This window comes from Blautia liquoris (genome assembly GCF_015159595.1).
GTDB lineage: Bacteria > Bacillota > Clostridia > Lachnospirales > Lachnospiraceae > Novisyntrophococcus > Novisyntrophococcus liquoris.
In genome coordinates this window covers 2,136,344-2,155,858 of the sequence record NZ_CP063304.1, presented here as the reverse complement: position 1 = coordinate 2,155,858, position 19,515 = coordinate 2,136,344, and the positions used below count along the sequence as shown (strand labels likewise).

Below are 19,515 nucleotides of genomic sequence, written 5' to 3'. Positions count from 1 at the left end.
TTTATGAGAATAACACTTCCTCTATAATGGCATTATATGTTGAATGTCTAGAGGAGGTGTTTTTTTGGGCTATCATTTTATTGATGAGGATGGTTCCTTTGTACTTGAGGAGCCGGATAATAGTAGTTACCTTTATCTGCCGCTTGTGAATCCCGCAGGTGTTATGAGCAGCATTACTCCGGATGGGCATGGTGATAACAAACTGTCGCAGGATGAGTTCCTTCTTCCGCCTGTCAGTGCGTGTGATCTTCATGGTCAGGCACCTTCCCGGAATTTTTGGTGTTACATCAGGGGATATGGCCCCTGGTCGGTTTATGGACAGTCAGCTGCCCAGGAGAGCAGGCGATACACGGATCACGCTGAACCGGTGTCTATGACGGCCGGTCCTTTCTGGCAGAAAATAATGCGAACCTGTCCCGAGACGGGACTCAAAGCAGAAGTTCTTTCTTTTTGTCCGGTGACGGATACGAAAGCGGAACTTATGAAGATTACGCTTATTAACGAAGGAGATAAACCGATCAGTCTTGTGCCTTTGACAGCAATTTTACTTTTTGGAAGAGGTGCAGACCATATTCGAGACCACCGGCATGTGACCTCGCTTTTACAGAGGTTTAGAATCACAGAAGATGGAATAGTGCTGACGCCATCGATGACTTTTGATGAGCGTGGCCATCAGGTCAACAGGGAGTCCTACGGTGTATTTGCCAGACAAGATGCCAACAGACATCCAGATGCCGCCATACCGCTGGTGGATGATTTTATCGGAGAGGGAGGAAGTTTGTTATGGCCCCAGGCAGTCGTTCATATGAAACAGAATGATCTCTGGAAGAGTGCAGGCGATCACGCCGAGGGAAAAGAGGGAATTGCAGCACTTCGCTTTGCTGAGATTACGCTGCAGCCCCATAAGAGTACGAGTTTTCAGATTGTGATGAGCTACAATGACGACGGAAAAGAATATCTAAATCGTGAGCGCATGGATGAGGCATTCTTGCAGATGAAAGAGTACTGGAGCATGCAAAAATCAATCCTGTTCAAGACAGGAGATTCAAACTTTGATTTCTGGATGCAGTGGGTGACGATGCAGCCGCAGCTTCGTAGAATCTATGGATGCTCATTTTTACCATATCATGATTATGGCCGAGGCGGAAGAGGCTGGAGAGATCTCTGGCAGGACTGTCTGGCACTGATTTTGAATGATCCGGAACAAGTAAGAGGAGATCTGCTAAGCTTTTTTGCAGGTGTCCGAATAGATGGAAGCAATGCGACGATTATCGGTTCAAGGCCCGGAGAGTTCAAGGCAGACAGAAATGAGATTGTAAGAGTCTGGATGGATCACGGATATTGGCCGTATGCGACCATACAGCTGTATTTGGATGCATCAGGGGACTATGATTTTCTCTTTGAAAAGAATACGTATTTTAGCGATTCTCAGCTGCAGCGTGGGGAGCTTATATCTAAAAAGCAAAATCTCACACCGGATCATCAGCTTATGACAAAGAATGGGAAACCTTACGAAGGTACAGTTCTGGAACATTTACTGGTTCAGCAGCTGACTCAGTTTTATGATGTAGGTGATCATAATCATATGCGCCTTCGTGGAGCTGACTGGAATGATGCGCTCGACATGGCAGCCGATAAAGGCGAAAGTGTTGCATTTACAGCTGCTTATGCCGCAAATATAGGAGACATGGCAAAGCTCTTAAGACATATGAAGGAGCATAAGAAGACAGACAAAGTATGGCTGGCCGAGGAGATTCTGCTTTTACTTGAGGTAAAAGCAAAGCAGTATGAGTCTTCTGATGAAAAGCAGCAGATACTAAAGGAGTATTGCGAGAAAACCGGCAGTGGCGTCAGTGGAAAAAGAAAAGCTTATCCGGTAGAAAAGCTTGCAAGCCAACTTGATTGGATGAGTGCATGGATTCAAAATCATATCCGGATGACGGAAACGGTGGAAGATGGCGAGGGTAGTCTGTGGTTTAACGGATACTATGACAATCATGGAGACCCAGTGGAGAAGTCTCAAGACGGTGTTCGAATGATGCTCACAGGCCAGGTCTTTGCAATTCTGTCCGGCACGGCAACGGATGAGCAGGTGGCAAGAATCGCGCGTGCAGCCGATCGCTATCTGTATGATCAAAAAGTCGGTGGATACCGTCTGAATACAGATTTTCACGAGACGAAGATGGATCTGGGAAGAATGTTCGGATTCGCCTATGGAAATAAAGAAAATGGAGCTGTTTTCTGCCATATGGCGGTGATGTATGCCTATGCGTTATATGAGAGAAGGTTTGCAAAGGAAGGCTTCAAAGTGATGAAAAGCCTATATGAGCAGTCTGCAGATTTTGACTCCAGCAGAATCTACCCAGGAATACCAGAATATTTCGATCCCGATGGGAGAGGAATGTATACCTATCTGACGGGTGCTGCAAGCTGGATGGTGCTGACTGTGATGTCCCAGATGTATGGTGTTCGCGGATACAAAGGAAATCTACAGCTTCTTCCACAGCTCCTGGCAGAGCAGTTTGACAGAGATGGATGTGCTTCGGTCACCTTTCACTTTGCAGGACGAAAATTGAATGTGGTGTATATCAACAGGAATCATCTGGAAGTCGGCGACTATGAAGTCGAGGAGATCCTTCTTGACAAGACAAAGCTCTCTTTTGATTTCAAAAAACCGGAGATTAAAAGGGAACTGATAAAAGATCTTTCAAAGGATGAGATTCATAAGATAAGGGTAATTCTGCAATAAATCAAATTAAAAAGGAGATTTTCAGCAATGCTTGATGAAAAACAAAACTATATCATTGATAATTATCATAAAAAATCTCTGTTTTCCAGCTTCCTTCCCGGAATCAGCGGAGAACATGGGATTCCTCTCTGGTGCTATTATGTGAACCGGGGACAGGCTATCTCTTGTTTTGGCATTCAAGATAAGGATCATGCCATGATGGAATTCTACCCTGCACATCAGGCATATGAGCGCACGCCGCTTCTGGGATTTCGCACTTTTATGAAGGTGAACGGTGTCTACGAGGAGGCATTCGCAGATCAAAAAAAGGATAAACGGATGCATATTGGAATGAACAGCCTGATGCTTGAAGAAAGAGCGAACGATTATAGGATTGAGGTGGAATATGAGACTCTTCCACAGGAGCCGGCGGCAGGGCTGATGCGTGAGGTCAGGATCACGAATATTACAGGGGTGGAGATGAAGCTTGAAGTCGCAGACGGGATGGCCGAGGTTCTCCCTTTTGGCGTCAGCGGAAGCTCCATGAAAGAGATGGGACAGACGAACAAAGCTTGGATGCAGACTCTGGATGTCGAAAGAAATGTTCCACGATTTAAAGTGCGCGCCAGCATGGAGGACAGTGCACAGGTGAGGAAAGTCGAAGGTGCAAATTATGGATTTGCAAGAGATGATCTTGGCAATCTTCTCTCGGTGATTGTGGATAAGGAGATCCTCTTTCAACATGATACTGCGTTTCTAAGAGCATGGGGATTTGAAGAGACAGATGTCGAGGAGTTGAAAAAGAAAGAACAAATTACCTGCAACGATGTCCCCTGCTGTTTTTTCCTTGTTAAAAGAGTTCTGAAACCGATGGAGACCCTTGTAATCCGTGAGCTGTATGGCACAGCAGAGAATCAAGAGCTGATTGATACATTGGTGGCTGTCGGTGAAAAGGCTGGATGGTTTAAGTCAAAACAGGATATGGCAAAAAAGCTCACCAGTCAGATTACTGAGAGAATCGCCGTGAAAACAGGTAATCCCGTCTTTGATGCTTACTGTCGTCAGGATTATCTCGACAATCTGCTGAGGGGCGGGTATCCGATTCGTATTTCTCCGAAAAAAACCTTTTATCTGTATTCCAGAAAACATGGCGACATGGAGCGAGATTACAATTATTTCTCTATGCTTCCGGAGATGTACTCGCAAGGAAATGGGAATTTCCGGGATGTCAGTCAGAATCGGAGATGTGATATCTATTTTTCACCCTTTGTGGGAGATGGCAGTATTAAGACATTTTACAATGCCCTTCAGATTAATGGATATAATCCGCTTTCCATTGAGAAGGTAACTTACAGTCTGAGGAAGAATGATATCACCAATTTGAGTAAAGAGGAAAAGAAATTAAGCAACGAGCAGAAGGAGCAGCTTGGCGATTTTCTGAGCAATGAATTCACCCCTGGTGAACTTGACATGTTTCTCAGAGATATACTGACAGACGAAAATACGATACAGACGGTGTTTGAAAGAACTCTGGACCTATCCTACAGCGAGGATAATACGGTATATGGCGAGGGGTACTGGTGCGATCACTGGACATACAATCAGGATCTGATTGAGGCATATTTGTCTGTGTATCCGGAATGCGAAAGGCAGCTGCTGTTTGAGGACAGAACTTATCATTTCCGTCAGGCAGATAAAGAACTGCTGCCCAGGTATCAGAGGTATGTAGAGACCGAAAAAGGTATTCGTCAGTATCACTATTTAAAGGACAATGTGGACACCAGTGATCCAAAGAACAGATACCTAAAATCCGAAGACGGAACGGTCTTTATGACAAATTTGATTTCCAAAATGTGGGCACTTGTTATCGTGAAGATGGCTGCGCTTGATCCATTTGGGATGGGAATCGAAATGGAAGGAGGAAAACCAGGCTGGTATGATGCTTTGAATGGTCTTCCGGGTCTTTTGGGTTCCTCTATGGCTGAGACGTATGAGCTGAAACGTGTGGTTGACTTTTTGTGTAAAGTGACGCAAAAATTTGATCAGACAGTTGAATTACCCCAGGAACTGGCACATCTTGGGGATATGGTCTATACTGCCGGTGAGAAATATCAGATAGAGCTTGAGCATGATGGTCAGGCAGTGAATTTCTGGAATATGATCAATGACGAAAAAGAACATTTCTGGGAAGTGACATCGCATACTGTGACAGGAAAGACAATCATCTGGGATGCAGATGAACTGAAAAAGCGAATTGAAAAATATGCCAGTATACTAAAACTGGGAATAGCCAAAGCCAAACGTCTCGGAAGAGAAGTGTCCCCTACCTATTTTTACTATCAGGTTACAAAATGGGAGAAAATGCCGGGGAGTATTATCCCGCTTGAATTTGAAGTGAATAACACGCCGGATTTTCTAGAAGGATCCGTACATTTGCTGAAAATCACTTCTAGTCATCAGGATCGGAAAAAGATATATGATCTCGTGAGAAACAGCCGTCTTTATGACAAACAGCTGCAGATGTATAAGGTGAATGCATCGCTTTCTGAGGCAAGTTTTGAACTTGGCAGAGCATGTGCATTCACACCGGGATGGTTGGAAAATGAATCCATTTGGCTTCACATGGAGTATAAATATCTTCTGGAAATCTTAAAATCGGGACTTTACAGTGAGTTTTTGGAGGATTCACATCACGCGTTGGTACCTTTTATGGATGAGGAACAGTACGGGAGAAGTCTGCTGGAAAATTCATCCTTTCTTGCGAGCAGTGCGAATCCGAATCCGAGATATCACGGGAAAGGCTTTGTGGCAAGACTAAGCGGATCGACCGCGGAATTTCTTGAAATCTGGAGGATCATGATGTTTGGAAGACAGCCTTTTGAGGTAGTAGGGGATGAACTGATACTTAAATTTGCACCCTGTATTCCTGATTATCTGATCGATGAAGCAAGAAGAATAGAGGCTACGTTTATGGGGACAATACCCGTAGAATATGAATTGGAAAGCAAGGAGAATTATATTCCGGGAGAATATCAGGTCATGTCCATTGAAGTCATATCAGACGGCAGTGCCTATTCTTTTTCAGACAACATAAGAGGAGAGATGGCGAATAAAATCCGAGACGGGAAAGCAGAGAGAATAAGAGTAGCGCTACAAAAAAAGACACCTTTTTAAAATTTGTGTCATTTAAATTGGATCCTGATTTCTCTATACTTTAGATATAACAAAAGTTTCAAAAAGGAGGGTTATATATGAATTTCAAGAAAATTACGGCTCTTGCTGCAGCAGGGGTTATGGCGGTGTCACTTGCGGCTTGTGGCTCCGGCGGAGGAAAGGCTTCAGACAAATCTACAAGTACTTCCGAGTCGAGTGACAGTGCAGAAAGTAAGAGCACAGAGAAAACAGCTGTTGCCGGAAATAAAGATGCCAAGGAAAAATTAGTTGTATGGACTCTGGCTGCGGATCTAAATCAGTTTGCAGAGCATTATACCGAATCTCACCCAGATGTACAGATTGAAACAGTTACTATTGCACCCGCTGATTATCCCACAAAGGTGCAGACTGCCATGCGTGGAAAGCAGAAGACTCCGGATATCATCGTAGGTGAGCCCCAGATGCTTGATGAGATGTATGAGGCGGGTTATTTCGAAGATCTGGATCAGGATCCGTACAATGCTCAGCAGTATAAAGATGATATTGTTGATTATGTATGGGATGTAGGAAAAGATCAGGACGGTGTTCAGAGAACGATTTCTTATCAGATTACACCTGCCGGAATTTTCTACAGACGTGATATTGCACAGGAGGTTTTTGGAACAGATGATCCGGATGCAGTCGGAGAGCATTTCAAAGACTATGCGACAATTCTTCAGACAGGAGAGACGCTGAAGGAAAAAGGTTATAAGATCTTCGCATCTGACGGGGAGATGAACTTCTTCTCCGGTGACAGTGCATGGGTTGTTGACGGTAAACTGAACGTAGATCAGGCCAGAAAAGATTATATGGATCTGTGTGTAAATCTTTATCAGAAAGATATGACAGCTTACGTTGATTCCTGGTCAACCACATGGTATCAGGCGATGAGCGGCTCAGTTCCGGTTATTGATTCTGACACAAGTGTATGGGATGAGAAACAGATGAAAGAAGCGGAGAAAAACGGAAAGACAACCGAAGTCTTTGCATTCGGACTTCCCTCCTGGGGCGTTCTTACAATGAGAGATAATGTTGGTGATCTGTCCGGAAAATGGGGCGTATGCAAAGGACCGAGCTATGGATTCAGCGGCGGAACCTTTATCGGCATCAGCGCACTCAGTGAAAAGAAAGATCTTGCATGGGATTTCCTGAAGTTCTGTACCTTAGATCCGGATACACTGGACTGGTGGATTGATGCATCTCAAGGTGACGTTGTTTCAAACCTTGAAGTACTTGAAAAGCATAAAGATGATGAGAATCCAATTTATGGAAATGAAAAACTTTACCAGTTCTTCCTTGATCAGGCGAAAGGAATCGATTACTCGAAAGTAACGAAATATGATAAGGTAATCGGCGATGCCTGGGGAGAAGCAATTGGAAAAGTGAAAAAAGGTGAAAAATCAAAAGAAGATGCTATGAGTGAATTTTATGATGTCGTAGAGTCAACCTATCCGGATATAAAAGTTGACCGCTGATCAAACACTTGTTGCGGCACCGCGGGTCATACCACGGTGCCGTCTTAAAATAGAAAGGAGGCGTCTAAGACAATGGCATCTGAGACAAAAGTGAAAAAGAAAAAAAAGAAAAATCTCAACAACACTGGTTATCTGTTTGTGGCTCCATTTGTGATCGCTTTTTTGATCTTTAACGTTTATCCGGTTCTCAGAACCTTATACTTAAGCTTTACAGATTACAAGGGTTTTGGAGATGCAATTTTTTCCGGAGGTGCCAATTATTCGAGAGTTCTGCACGATAAGTTCTTTTGGAGGGCACTTGGGAACACCGCTAAGATTTGGGGTGTCAATATTGTTTTACAGCTGGGTCTGGCTCTTCTTCTGACAATTGTGTTCAGCGACATTAAGTACAAAATTCGCGGACTTGGTATTTTCCGGGCGTTATACTATCTTCCGAATTTGATTGCTGCAACGTCTGTGGCATTTCTGTTTAAGACTTTGCTGGATTGGAGATACGGTACAATCAATCAGATGCTGATGGGTATTGGAATGATGAAAAATCCAGTCGATTGGCTGGGCTCTCCGGGAACGGCACCCTATGTGATCTCCGTAATCAGTGCCTGGATGTGGTTCGGCAATTCATTCATCATGCTTATGGCTGGTGTACAGGGAATCTCGAGAGACTACTTTGAAGCGGCGGCGATAGACGGTGCAGGAAGATTTAAAGTATTTACAAAGATCACGATGCCGCTTTTGAGACCAATTATGCTCTATGTCGGTATTACCTCTCTGATTGGCGGACTTCAGATGTTCGACCTTCCGTTCCTGATCTCCGGTGGAACAGGTGGAAAACCAAGTGGTAGTACACAAACTGTGGTAATGTATCTGTACAAATTTGGATTTGAGACGAATCAGGTAGGATTTGCATCGGCGATTGCCTATGTTCTGTTTGCGATTATTCTGGTTTTCTCGGTTATTCAGTTTAAAGCGATGTATGGAAAGAAAAAAGGGGAGGTGGCTTGATATGGCAACGAAAGTAAAGCGTAGCCTTATATATATTGCCCTTATTTTACTTGCTGTTATATGTCTGCTGCCCTTCGCTCTTATGATGATCAATGCCACGAGAACAGGTCCGGAAATTGTAAAATCTTTTACCCTTGTACCGGGTGTGGCTTTAAGGGACAACTGGGAAACAGTATCTGGATATTTCGACCTGTTTCGGGGTATGTTGAACAGCGTTTCGGTGGCACTGCCGTCAACTTTACTTACCTCATATTTTTCCGCGCTTGCGGCTTATGCGCTTGTGATGTATGCCTTTAAAGGCAACAAAGTGATCAGCACGACAATTGTCATCTTCATGATGATTCCGGGTCAGTTAAGTCTGATCGGTTTTTATGATCTGATAACGAATCTGGGCATGATTGATACTTACTGGCCACTGATTTTGCCGGCAGTTGCGTCTCCAGGGGTCGTATTCTTCCTTCGGCAGTATCTGGAAGGATCCCTGCAGCCGGCTCTTGTAGAGGCGGCAAGAATTGATGGTGCAACGGAGATCCATATATTTCATAAGATTATTCTTCCATTAATGTCACCGGGAATTGCAACTATGGCAATCGGTGCATTCGTGGGAAGCTGGAATAACTATTTGATTCCGTTAATTCTTTTGAATTCACCGGATAAGTTTACTTTGCCGGTAATGATTGCTTCTTTGAATTCTTCTCAGGATATTACGAGGAATCAGGGAGCCATCTATCTGGCAGTTGCAATATCTGTCATTCCGATACTGATTGCATTTGCATTCCTTTCGAAATATATCATTGGAAGTATCTCGGCAGGCGGAGTAAAAGAATAAATAAAAACTGATTTCAACAACCGGTGGTTCTGTGTTATGATAGAATCATCGGTTGTTGTAATAATATCGGGTTTCACATATCTGCCTGGTGAAAAATCAGCCTGAGAGGAAGATTATTATGAAGATAAGAAAAATAAAATACGCTCTTTTTATCTTGATTTTATTGTTGTCGGCTGCAGGCTGTCAGAATTCAGTCACAGAGAAAGATGAAAAGACTGATAAAAATTCTAACCCTGTGAAGCTGGACTGGTATGTGAACTATTCCTGGTTCAAGACAGTCTGGGGAAAGAATGAGGTGTCGAAAGCAATCACCGATCATACAGATGTGGATATAGACTACCAGATTCCAAAAGGAAATGAGACAGATAAGCTCAATGCCATGATTGCATCAGACACGCTCCCGGATCTGGTGACGATCGGATGGTGGGAGACGCAAAATCAGGAAATTATTGATAAAGGCCAGGTCTATTCTTTAAATGATCTGGCCCGGAAGTATGATCCGGGTTTTTTTGATGTTTTGGATGAAAGTGCAGTAAAATGGTATACGAAGAGTGACGGGAAGATCTACGGATATCCAAATTCTTCTTATTCACCGGAGGATTTTAAGAATAATCAGATTCCATCGAATCAAAATTTTCTGGTCCGAAAAGATATCTATGAGACGATCGGAAGTCCGGATATGACGACGCCGGAAGGATTCTCTGACGCTGTCCGTAAGGCATACAAAACATTTCCAAAGGTGGACGAAAATCCTCTGATTCCCATCGGATCTGATGAATTCAATGAGAATGGGGCGAACTCCTTTGATCAGTATCTACAGGCTTTTTTGGCGGTTCCTTATGAAGAGGACGGAAAGTATTACGACAGAAACACAGATCCCGAGTACTTAAGATGGCTTAAGATGTTCCGACAGCTGGGCAAGGAAGGGTATCTGAAGGACGAGATATTCATTGATAAGAGATCTCAGCTTGAGAGCAAACTTGCCAATGGACAGTATTTTTGCCTTTTTTATCAGAATACCGATATCAAGGATCAGGTGAGAACTCTCAACGAGAAGGATCCGGACAGTATTTATATTCCCGTGGAAGGTCCGAGAAACTCAAAAGGTGATGACCCCGTCCTCCCGGTTCCAGGAGTGCATGGGTGGACAGTCACGTATATTACAAAAAACTGTAAGGACCCAAAGAAGGCACTTGAGCTGATAAAGTATCTGATCAGCGAAGAAGGACAGAAGATGACATATCTGGGTGTTGAGGGATCGATGTATCAGATGAAAGATAATAGGCCTGTGATCAATCCGGAGGTTAAGAAGCTTCTGGAGACGGACCGCAAGGCATATGATGCAAAGTATGGGGCTGATAATACATTCTGGATGCTGCAGGACAATGTCATGCAGCTGAAGTGGAGTTACGAAGAAGACGATCCCATCTCTGCCATGAAAAGATGGACATATCCATATGCCACGTATACGGCGCAGTATGATATGAATTTTGATGAAAATATCAAAGCTGCAGTCATATACAAAAATCAACAGAAATTATGGGGAGATACACTTCCACGACTTCTTCTTGCAGAAAATGATGAGGAATTTGACCGGATACTTGCTGATTATAAAGAAAAGAGAGAAGCTAACGGATACGAAACGTTTGTACAAGAGGCGAATGAGAGATTTCAGAAAAACAAAGAGCTGTTCGGCATGGAGTAAAAGATGAAATTATGGTTTGAAAAGTTAAAGCTAAATCAGAAAATCACGAGCACGATTATGCTGATTGTCATCATTCCTATATTGCTTTTCTCAGTTGGCTTTTATAGCAACTACAAAAACAATACAGTGCGTGAAGTCCGTACCAAGACGACCAATCAGGTGTCGGAGGATTATAATCAGCTGAAAAAAATTGTAGAATTTAGTAACATGTCTGCGCAGTCCTTTCTTAATAATCAAGAATTAAAGGGGTTTTTAAGAAGATTGAAGGATCATGAAGATATTTCTGTGGATGAGTACCTGAGATTTTACAGAAATAATATTGCTATGCTGGAGCGCCAGGTAAACAGTAATCCCTATTTGTACCAGATTCGGGTCTATGCGGATAATAATTCATTTCCGGAGATGATGCCGATTCTTTATCATGGGGACCGTATGAAAGAACTGTCCTGGAGCGGGAATTATCATTCCCGGGAATGGCAGTTTGACTATCCGGATATGATCGAGGGGGATTCATCCGGAATCAGATCAGATCATCTGATGGCTCTGGTAAGCAATATTACAGATGATTATGGAGAAGTTCTGGGAGTTGTTGAAGTGGCAGTAGAGATGGATGAGGTGTTCCCCGGGCTGTACTCTTCGGATATAAAGAATTGGGGATGTTTTCAAAGCGATGAGGGGGGCATCTATACTTTCGATTCAAAGGAAAATCCCTGGCAGAAGTATCAAAAAGAGATTCTGAATGCAGCCCCAAAGAGAAAAAAAGGAATTCATGCCTTCCAGACGGAAATTGACGGGAGAAAGGTGATACTTCTAAGTCAGCCGATTAAGGAGCTCCAGGGAACCTACATTCAGCTGACGAGTATTGAGACAGCTATGAATGATATAACGCTGCAGAGGAATTTACTGATTACAATTCTGTTTCTGATTTTTTTCATGCTTGCCATGGTAGTTAACCTGGTCATCAAGGGTCTTCTTAGTAAGTTTTACAGTACACTTTCTGTTGTGCGTAAAGTGCAGGATGGGAATATGGATGTCCGTGTTTGTGATTTAGGTCAGGATGAGATGGGAGAACTTGGAGTTCAGATTAATAAGATGCTGGATCGAATACAGACACTCATGAAAGAGAATGTGGACCGTGAAGTTCTGATTAAGAATACCGAGATTAAAGCTCTCCAAAACCAGATCAATACACACTTTATCTACAATGTACTGGAATCCGTGAAGATGATGGCGGAGATCGATGAAGAATATGAGATTTCTGATGCCGTCACTGCTTTGGGCGGCTTGCTTCGTTATTCTATGAAATGGGTTTCCAGTGATGTTACTATCATGCAGGAACTGGATTACATTAAAAATTATATCCAGCTTATGAATCTGAGGTATGATTTTACAATTATTTTGTCGATTAATGTACCAGATATCATCTATGAACAGCAGGTTCCCAAGATGTCCCTGCAGCCAATCGTAGAAAATGCAATTATTCATGGGATCGAGGAGATACAGGAGGACTCAACTGTATATATCAAGGCCTTTTTAAAGGGTGATGACTATGAAATAGAGATCACAGACTCCGGGAAAGGAATGACTAAAGATCAGGTAGAACTGCTGAGAAAAAAGATCAGCGGAGAAGTACAGGTACATGGAGGATCGGGAAACGGAATAGGACTTAAAAATGTCCAGGACAGAATTCACATGAGATTTGGAAAAGAATATGGACTGAAACTTGCCTCAAAAGAAGGACTGTTTACAAAAGTCACGCTTTTGCTGCCACTGACGAATGTGCACTCTGACGGGAGTCTGAAAAGCACGCAATAAACGGTGGCTGAAAACTGATTGGAGAAATGAGGGCATATATGAAGACTTTACTGATTGTAGAAGATGAGAAGATGATTCGCCATGGAATTGCAGTTATGGCGGACCGCAGCAGTGTTGAGATAGATGAGATTATAGAGTGTAAAAATGGTCAGGAGGCTTTTGAGATTCTGAATAGACGTGATATTGACCTTATGTTCACGGATATTCGGATGCCGAAGATGGATGGAATAGAACTTGTGAAGGAGACAGATGAACTAAAACATCCTCCTCTCATCGTGGTAATCAGCGGTTATGATGACTTTAATTACGCGGTGGAGATGATGAAACACAATGTCAAAGATTATCTTTTAAAACCGATCAAGAGGGATCAGCTTGAGCGGGTTCTTAAGGATATGGACAGATTGATTACGGATGAAAAAGAGCAGAGAAAGGTAGAAGTATCAGGTTTTATCAGCCAGCTGAAAAACTATATTCAGAATCCCGATGGGCGCAATAATCAGGCACTGAAGAGTCAGTTTGACAAGGTATTTGCAGATCAAAGGTTAACTGCGCTGTTCTTTGCGGGAAGTATGAAAGAGCTCATAGAACCCACAGAACCAGTATGTTTTGAAACAGGTGGGCAATATTTATCTATTTTGCCCGTGGACAGGATAAAATCGCTGGATTTTCATAACTCCTTTGTGGGGATAAGCCAGCCATTCACAGGACTTGAAGGATGCATATCAGCTGTATCAGAGGCTTTCGCAGCCAGAAGACATGCATTTCTTTACCATCTTTCCTCCCATGTATGGTCAGAGGAGACGGATTATGATCAAGGCGAAAAAACGAAAGATGGCCTGGCAAGTCAGTTTGTTCAGCAGTTTCCCACAGAGAGGATGGATAAGGCTGTGGCAAATATAGAAAATTTATTCTTTCAGGCGGAACATGGGAAGATCAGGGAAAAAGATATTATAGATCTGGTCTATGAGATAGAAAATGAACTTGAAAAAGCTTATAAAAATATTCTGACAGGTCAACAGCAGAATCTGTTTGAACGCAGATCGCCATTTTACTATAAAGATGCGTCAGAATATCTTACAGATTTTACTATATGGATGGAACAACTGAAACGTTGTCTTTTGGAGCAGCGTGGTGCTGACCAGAACCGGGGAAAGATTTTAGAAGCCACGGATTATATGAAGACACATTTCCGGGAAAATCTGAACATGGCTATGGTATCTAACTATGTTTCTATGAATTACTCTTTGTTTTCAATTACATTTAAAGAATATACGGGCATAAATTTTGTGAATTATCTCAAAAATCTGCGTATCAACGAGGCAAAGCACCTGCTTGAGACGACGGAGGAAAAGGTACTGGATATTGGCTATCAAGTAGGATATGAGAACGATAAACATTTTTTAAAGACATTTAAGAGTATCTGCGGTGTCTCGCCGACAGAATACAGAAAAAATTTTGAGTTCAAAAAGATTGATAAACATGACTAGAGATGCTACACTTGACACAAAGTAAACATGGAGGATAGTTATGAAGAGTTATGACGTTACATCTCTAGGTGAATTATTGATTGACTTCACAGAGAACGGAAAAAGTGAACAGGGAAATTGTATGTTTGAGGCAAATCCGGGCGGAGCGCCGTGCAATGTTCTTGCCATGCTGGCAAAACTGGGATATAAAACATCATTTATAGGGAAAGTTGGAGATGATTTTTTTGGAAATCAGCTTAAGAGCTCTTTGGATGAATTAAATATTGATGCCGGCTATCTGTATCGGGACGAGAAGATCCATACGACTCTGGCTTTAGTGCATACCGATCCCGATGGAGACCGGGATTTTTCATTCTACCGTAATCCGGGTGCGGACATGATGCTGACTGAAGATGAAGTTCCAAAGAATCGAATCAGCGACAGCAGAATCTTCCACTATGGAAGTCTTTCTATGACGCATGAGGGTGTGCGAAAAGCCACAAAAAAGGCCATTCGGATTGCTGAGGACTCAAAAGCGATCCTTTCCTTTGATCCCAATTTACGTCCACCGCTGTGGGAGACGCTTGATGACGCAAAAGAGCAGATCCTTTACGGATTGGCTCATTGTCACATTCTTAAAATTTCTGACAACGAGATTCAGTGGCTGACGGGAGAGGATGATTTCACTGCCGGAGTAAACTGGATCCGTGACAGATTCGACATCAAACTGATTCTTGTATCCATGGGAAAGGAAGGCAGCAGAGCGTATTGTGGTGAAACGATGGTAGAAGTATTGCCTTTTTTACAGAAAAAGACCATTGAGACGACAGGGGCCGGAGATACATTCGGCGGATGTATTCTGGCATATGTATTGGAACACGGATTGGATCATCTGACAAGGGAGAATTTGACAGAGATGCTCACATTTGCAAATGCAGCGGCTTCTCTTATCACGACAAAAAAAGGTGCACTTCGCGTAATGCCGACAAAAGAAGAAATATCAGCACTGATAGAATACAGGAGGAATTACAAATAGTAATGGGTAAAGTAATAGGAATTGATTTGGGAACTACAAACAGTTGTCTGGCGGTCATGGAGGGCGGAGAGTCTGTAATTGTGCCAAATGCTGAAGGAGAACGAACCACCCCCTCAGTTGTTGCATTTACTAAAAATAGAGAACGTCTCGTCGGATCTGTGGCGCGACGTCAGGCAGCGACAAATGTTGACCGGACGATTTCTTCAATTAAGAGGGAAATGGGTACAAATTACCGGGTTAAAATTGACGGTAAGAATTATACTCCTCAGGAGATCTCTGCATTTATTCTGCGAAAGCTCAAGAAAGATGCCGAGAACTATCTGGGTGAGGGTGTCAGTGAAGCAGTCATCACGGTTCCGGCATATTTCAATGACGCACAGCGTCAGGCGACGAAAGATGCCGGAAAGATCGCGGGCCTTAATGTTTTGCGAATCATCAATGAACCTACAGCTGCGGCACTCGCGTATGGTCTTGATCACGGACAGGCACAAAAGATTATGGTTTATGATCTGGGCGGTGGTACCTTTGATGTTTCTCTGATCGAGATTGGAGATAATCTGATCGAGGTTCTGGCAACTGCAGGTGACAATCATCTCGGCGGTGATGATTTCGATACTAGACTGACAGACTATATTGTAGAGCAATATAAGAAGACGGAAAAGGTAAACCTGACGAAGGATAGCACCGCCATGCAGCGTGTCCGTGAGGCATGTGAGGAGGCGAAGAAAAATCTCTCTGTCCAGAGTACAGCGACCATTAATCTGCCATTTATCACAACTGTGAAGGGCGATCCAAAACATCTTGAGATGGAAATTACACGTTCCAGATTCGAGTCTCTGACCGGCGATCTGATTGAACGGACAAAAGAACCGGTTCAAAAAGTATTATCGGATGCGGGGATCAGTGCATCCGAGCTTGGAATGGTGCTTTTGGTGGGAGGATCTACCAGAATTCCTGCAGTTGCGGAAATGGTGTCAAAGATAACGGGAAAAACGCCCTCCAAAAATCTGAACCCCGATGAATGTGTGGCAATGGGAGCGGCAATTCAAGGGGCAAAATTAAGCGGCGAAATTGATATCGGCAAGGCCACAGATCTCGTTCTTATGGATGTCACGCCACTTTCTCTTTCTATCGAAACGATGGGCGGTGTTGCGACGAAAATTATCGACCGAAATACAACAATTCCAAACCGCCACAGTCAGGTCTTTTCCACGGCAGCCAACTTTCAGACTTCTGTGGAGATCAAAGTGCTGCAAGGAGAGCGTAAGTTTGCGAAAGACAATACACTTCTCGGCAATTTTAAACTAAACGGAATTAAACGCGCACCTGCAGGTGTGCCTCAAATTGAAGTTACTTTTGATATCGATGCGAATGGGATCGTGAATGTATCTGCAAAGGATCTGGGAACCGGAAAAGAACAGAGTATCACGATCACTTCAAGTTCTAACCTGTCGGATCACGATATCGAGAGAGCAATCCACGATGCAGATGCCTATGAAAGTGAAGATACCCATAAGATGGAACAGATGGATGTCTTAGGTGAGGCTCAGAAAGAAATTATGGAGGCAAGAACATTCCTCTCTGATAACAAAAAGACAATTGACAAAGATAAAAAGAAAGAGATCAAGAGTCGGATTTCTTCCCTGGAAAAGGCTGTTCGCTTCAAAAAACCTGAGAAACTGGAAGATGAAGAAGCCTTGGATATCAAAGAAAAAACAGAAGAATTGAAAAATTCAATCTAAAAGTATTTGACAATTCCCAAGTTATAGCATATAATTCCTATATGACATATATGATACAAAACATCCATTGGATGTTTGTCTGGCAAAGCAATCTATGTACCATTCAAAAGGAACTTATTTTTAAGTGATAGGAAAGAAGGTAAGAGTATGTCTGGTAAAATTTATAATAATGCTGTGGAACTAATAGGGAAAACTCCCCTTATGTATGCGGAGAACTTTGGAAAAAAACTTGATCTGAAAGCGAAGCTGCTTGTAAAACTGGAGTATCTGAATCCGGCTGGTTCTGTAAAAGATCGTATTGCGAAAAGCATGATTGAAGAGGCCCAAAAGAACGGGAAACTGAAACCGGGTTATACAATTATTGAACCTACTTCTGGGAATACGGGAATCGGGCTGGCATCAATTGCTGCTGCAAAAGGTTATAAACTGATTTTGACGATGCCTGAGACTATGAGTGTTGAAAGAAGAAATATATTAAAAGCTTACGGTGCTGAAATTGTGCTCACTGACGGGACAAAGGGAATGAAAGGTGCCATAGCAAAAGCAAAAGAGCTTGCAAATGAAGTTGCAGACAGCTATATTCCCGGGCAGTTTGACAACCCGGCGAATCCGAAGTCTCACAGGGAGACGACCGGTCCTGAGATCTGGAATGACAGTGACGGAGCCGTTGACTTTCTGGTAGCCGGGATTGGTACCGGCGGAACACTCACAGGTGCCGGAGAGTTTTTAAAGATAAGAAAGCCAGAGATCCAGATTGTAGGTGTTGAGCCTGCATCCTCTCCGGTTCTTACAAAAGGAGAAAGCGGTCCACATAAGATACAGGGAATCGGGGCAGGATTTGTTCCAAAAGTACTTAACACAAAGATTTGTGATGAGATCATTACAATTGAGAATGAAGAGGCATTCGAGACTTCAAAAGAGTTTGCCCATGCAGAGGGAATACTGGTCGGAATATCTTCCGGAGCGGCATTAAAAGCTGGAATCCAACTTGCAAAACGGCCTGAAAATGAAGGAAAGAATATCGTTGTGATTCTTCCGGATAGCGGAGACCGCTATTATTCTACGCCACTCTTTGAGAACTGAATCGTTTGAACGTATGGTAATTGACATGTCTTATGAATGAGAGACTATCAGTTTACGATAAATAACTAACAAGGGAGAATGTCTATGAGCAAAAAAATCGAGAGAAAAGACAGAAAATTAAAATTCGAGACTTTACAGCTTCATGTGGGTCAGGAAAATGCAGATCCTGTAACGGGTGCCAGAGCGGTGCCAATTTATGCGACCTCTTCTTACGTATTTGACAACTGCGATCATGCGGCGGCACGTTTTGGTCTGAGTGATTCCGGAAATATCTACGGAAGACTGACGAATCCGACAGAGGATGTATTTGAACAGAGAATGGCAGCACTTGAGGGCGGCGTTGCGGCACTTGCAGTTGCCTCCGGTGCAGCGGCTATTACTTATACATTCCAAAACCTTGCTCATGAAGGGGATCATATTGTATCTGCCGGTAATATCTACGGAGGAACTTATAATTTTCTGGAACACACTTTTCCGGATTTTGGTGTAAAGACCACTTTTGTTGATATTTTCAATGAAAAAGAAATAGAAGATGCTATCCTGGAAAACACAAAAGCTATTTTTATTGAGACACTTGGAAACCCGAATTCAGAGGTGGTAGATATTGAGAAAATTGCAAGGATTGCTCATACCCATAAGATTCCCCTTGTGGTTGACAATACATTCGCCACTCCATACCTCGTTCGTCCGATCGAATACGGGGCAGACATCGTTGTTCACTCAGCTACGAAGTTTATCGGTGGACATGGAACCTCCCTTGGCGGTGTGATCGTTGATGGCGGGACCTTCGACTGGAAAGCATCCGGCAAGTTTCCGTCAATGGTAGACCCTAATCCCAGCTATCACGGAGTAAGCTTTACCGAAGCGGCGGGTTCCGCGGCATTCGTCACGAAGATTCGTGCAATCTTGCTTCGAGATACCGGAGCGACACTGTCACCATTTCATTCATTCCTCTTCCTTCAGGGACTTGAGACACTTTCTCTTCGTGTAGAGCGACACGTATCAAATGCACGGAAAGTGGTTGAATATCTGAACAATCATCCGCAAGTTGAGAAAGTTCATCATCCGGCGGTGAGCACGGATCCTGAGCAGCAGGACCTGTATCAAAAGTATTTCCCAAATGGCGGAGGCTCTATCTTTACTTTTGAGATTAAAGGTGATGCACAAAAAGCAAAAGATTTTATTGACAATCTTGAGCTGTTTTCATTGTTGGCAAATGTAGCTGATGTGAAATCTCTTGTCATTCACCCTGCCTCGACGACACACGCCCAGTTGAATGAAACTGAGCTTTTGGAGCAGGGAATCAAACCGAATACGATTCGTCTGTCAATTGGTACCGAAAATATTGATGATATTATCCAAGATCTCGATGAGGCCTTTAAAGCAGTACAGTAAATATCAGGGGAGCCAAAAGGTATATATCTTGCGTTATCGGATATGAG

Annotated in this window: 12 protein-coding genes; all 12 read left to right on the top strand. The window is 43.1% G+C overall.

All coding sequences use genetic code 11. The features are described from left to right. Positions 1-64: 64 nt before the first annotated feature. Positions 65-2,749: a GH36-type glycosyl hydrolase domain-containing protein gene (locus INP51_RS09905; RefSeq protein ID WP_230406763.1), complete on the top strand. Its 2,685-nt coding sequence runs from the start codon at positions 65-67 to the stop codon at positions 2,747-2,749. 27 nt (positions 2,750-2,776) lie between these two features. Next, on the top strand, positions 2,777-5,902 hold the full coding sequence (locus INP51_RS09900) for a hypothetical protein (protein WP_193734695.1): 3,126 nt from the start codon (positions 2,777-2,779) through the stop codon (positions 5,900-5,902). Positions 5,903-5,979: 77 nt separating this feature from the next. Continuing rightward, positions 5,980-7,395: an ABC transporter substrate-binding protein gene (locus INP51_RS09895; RefSeq protein WP_193734694.1), complete on the top strand. Its 1,416-nt coding sequence runs from the start codon at positions 5,980-5,982 to the stop codon at positions 7,393-7,395. A 72-nt stretch (positions 7,396-7,467) separates the two neighbouring features. Continuing rightward, positions 7,468-8,397: a carbohydrate ABC transporter permease gene (locus INP51_RS09890; protein WP_193734693.1), complete on the top strand. Its 930-nt coding sequence runs from the start codon at positions 7,468-7,470 to the stop codon at positions 8,395-8,397. A 1-nt stretch (position 8,398) separates the two neighbouring features. After that, positions 8,399-9,226, top strand: coding sequence for a carbohydrate ABC transporter permease (locus INP51_RS09885; RefSeq protein WP_193734692.1), 828 nt, complete (start codon positions 8,399-8,401; stop codon positions 9,224-9,226). A gap of 118 nt (positions 9,227-9,344) precedes the next feature. After that, the gene (locus INP51_RS09880) at positions 9,345-10,931 is read left to right on the top strand and encodes an extracellular solute-binding protein (RefSeq protein WP_193734691.1); all 1,587 of its coding nucleotides are present in this window, start codon (positions 9,345-9,347) and stop codon (positions 10,929-10,931) included. A gap of 3 nt (positions 10,932-10,934) precedes the next feature. Then, positions 10,935-12,746: a sensor histidine kinase gene (locus INP51_RS09875; protein WP_193734690.1), complete on the top strand. Its 1,812-nt coding sequence runs from the start codon at positions 10,935-10,937 to the stop codon at positions 12,744-12,746. Positions 12,747-12,784: 38 nt separating this feature from the next. Then, a complete protein-coding gene (locus INP51_RS09870; RefSeq protein WP_193734689.1) occupies positions 12,785-14,233 on the top strand; it encodes a response regulator transcription factor in 1,449 nt (482 codons plus the stop codon). A gap of 40 nt (positions 14,234-14,273) precedes the next feature. Beyond that, positions 14,274-15,248 carry a carbohydrate kinase family protein gene (locus tag INP51_RS09865; protein ID WP_193734688.1) on the top strand — a complete coding sequence of 325 codons (975 nt, stop codon included), beginning with the start codon at positions 14,274-14,276 and terminating at the stop codon, positions 15,246-15,248. A gap of 2 nt (positions 15,249-15,250) precedes the next feature. Then, positions 15,251-16,990 carry a molecular chaperone DnaK gene (gene dnaK, locus INP51_RS09860; protein ID WP_193734687.1) on the top strand — a complete coding sequence of 580 codons (1,740 nt, stop codon included), beginning with the start codon at positions 15,251-15,253 and terminating at the stop codon, positions 16,988-16,990. 147 nt (positions 16,991-17,137) lie between these two features. Beyond that, a complete protein-coding gene (gene cysK / locus INP51_RS09855) occupies positions 17,138-18,073 on the top strand; it encodes a cysteine synthase A (protein WP_193734686.1) in 936 nt (311 codons plus the stop codon). Between the two features lie 84 nt (positions 18,074-18,157). After that, positions 18,158-19,468 (top strand): O-acetylhomoserine aminocarboxypropyltransferase/cysteine synthase family protein, encoded by a 1,311-nt coding sequence (locus tag INP51_RS09850; RefSeq protein WP_193734685.1) that lies wholly within the window; start codon positions 18,158-18,160, stop codon positions 19,466-19,468. The last annotated feature ends 47 nt before the right edge of the window (positions 19,469-19,515 follow it).

Excerpts from the sequence above, each read along its gene's own strand:
- INP51_RS09870 (WP_193734689.1), top strand. The coding sequence starts at position 12,785 with ATGAAGACTTTACTGATTGTAGAAGATGAGAAGATGATTCGCCATGGA.
- INP51_RS09875 (WP_193734690.1), top strand. The coding sequence starts at position 10,935 with ATGAAATTATGGTTTGAAAAGTTAAAGCTAAATCAGAAAATCACGAGC.
- INP51_RS09890 (WP_193734693.1), top strand. The coding sequence starts at position 7,468 with ATGGCATCTGAGACAAAAGTGAAAAAGAAAAAAAAGAAAAATCTCAAC.
- INP51_RS09880 (WP_193734691.1), top strand. The coding sequence starts at position 9,345 with ATGAAGATAAGAAAAATAAAATACGCTCTTTTTATCTTGATTTTATTG.
- cysK (WP_193734686.1), top strand. The coding sequence starts at position 17,138 with ATGTCTGGTAAAATTTATAATAATGCTGTGGAACTAATAGGGAAAACT.
- INP51_RS09895 (WP_193734694.1), top strand. The coding sequence starts at position 5,980 with ATGAATTTCAAGAAAATTACGGCTCTTGCTGCAGCAGGGGTTATGGCG.
- dnaK (WP_193734687.1), top strand. The coding sequence starts at position 15,251 with ATGGGTAAAGTAATAGGAATTGATTTGGGAACTACAAACAGTTGTCTG.
- INP51_RS09900 (WP_193734695.1), top strand. The coding sequence starts at position 2,777 with ATGCTTGATGAAAAACAAAACTATATCATTGATAATTATCATAAAAAA.
- INP51_RS09865 (WP_193734688.1), top strand. The coding sequence starts at position 14,274 with ATGAAGAGTTATGACGTTACATCTCTAGGTGAATTATTGATTGACTTC.
- INP51_RS09885 (WP_193734692.1), top strand. The coding sequence starts at position 8,399 with ATGGCAACGAAAGTAAAGCGTAGCCTTATATATATTGCCCTTATTTTA.
- INP51_RS09850 (WP_193734685.1), top strand. The coding sequence starts at position 18,158 with ATGAGCAAAAAAATCGAGAGAAAAGACAGAAAATTAAAATTCGAGACT.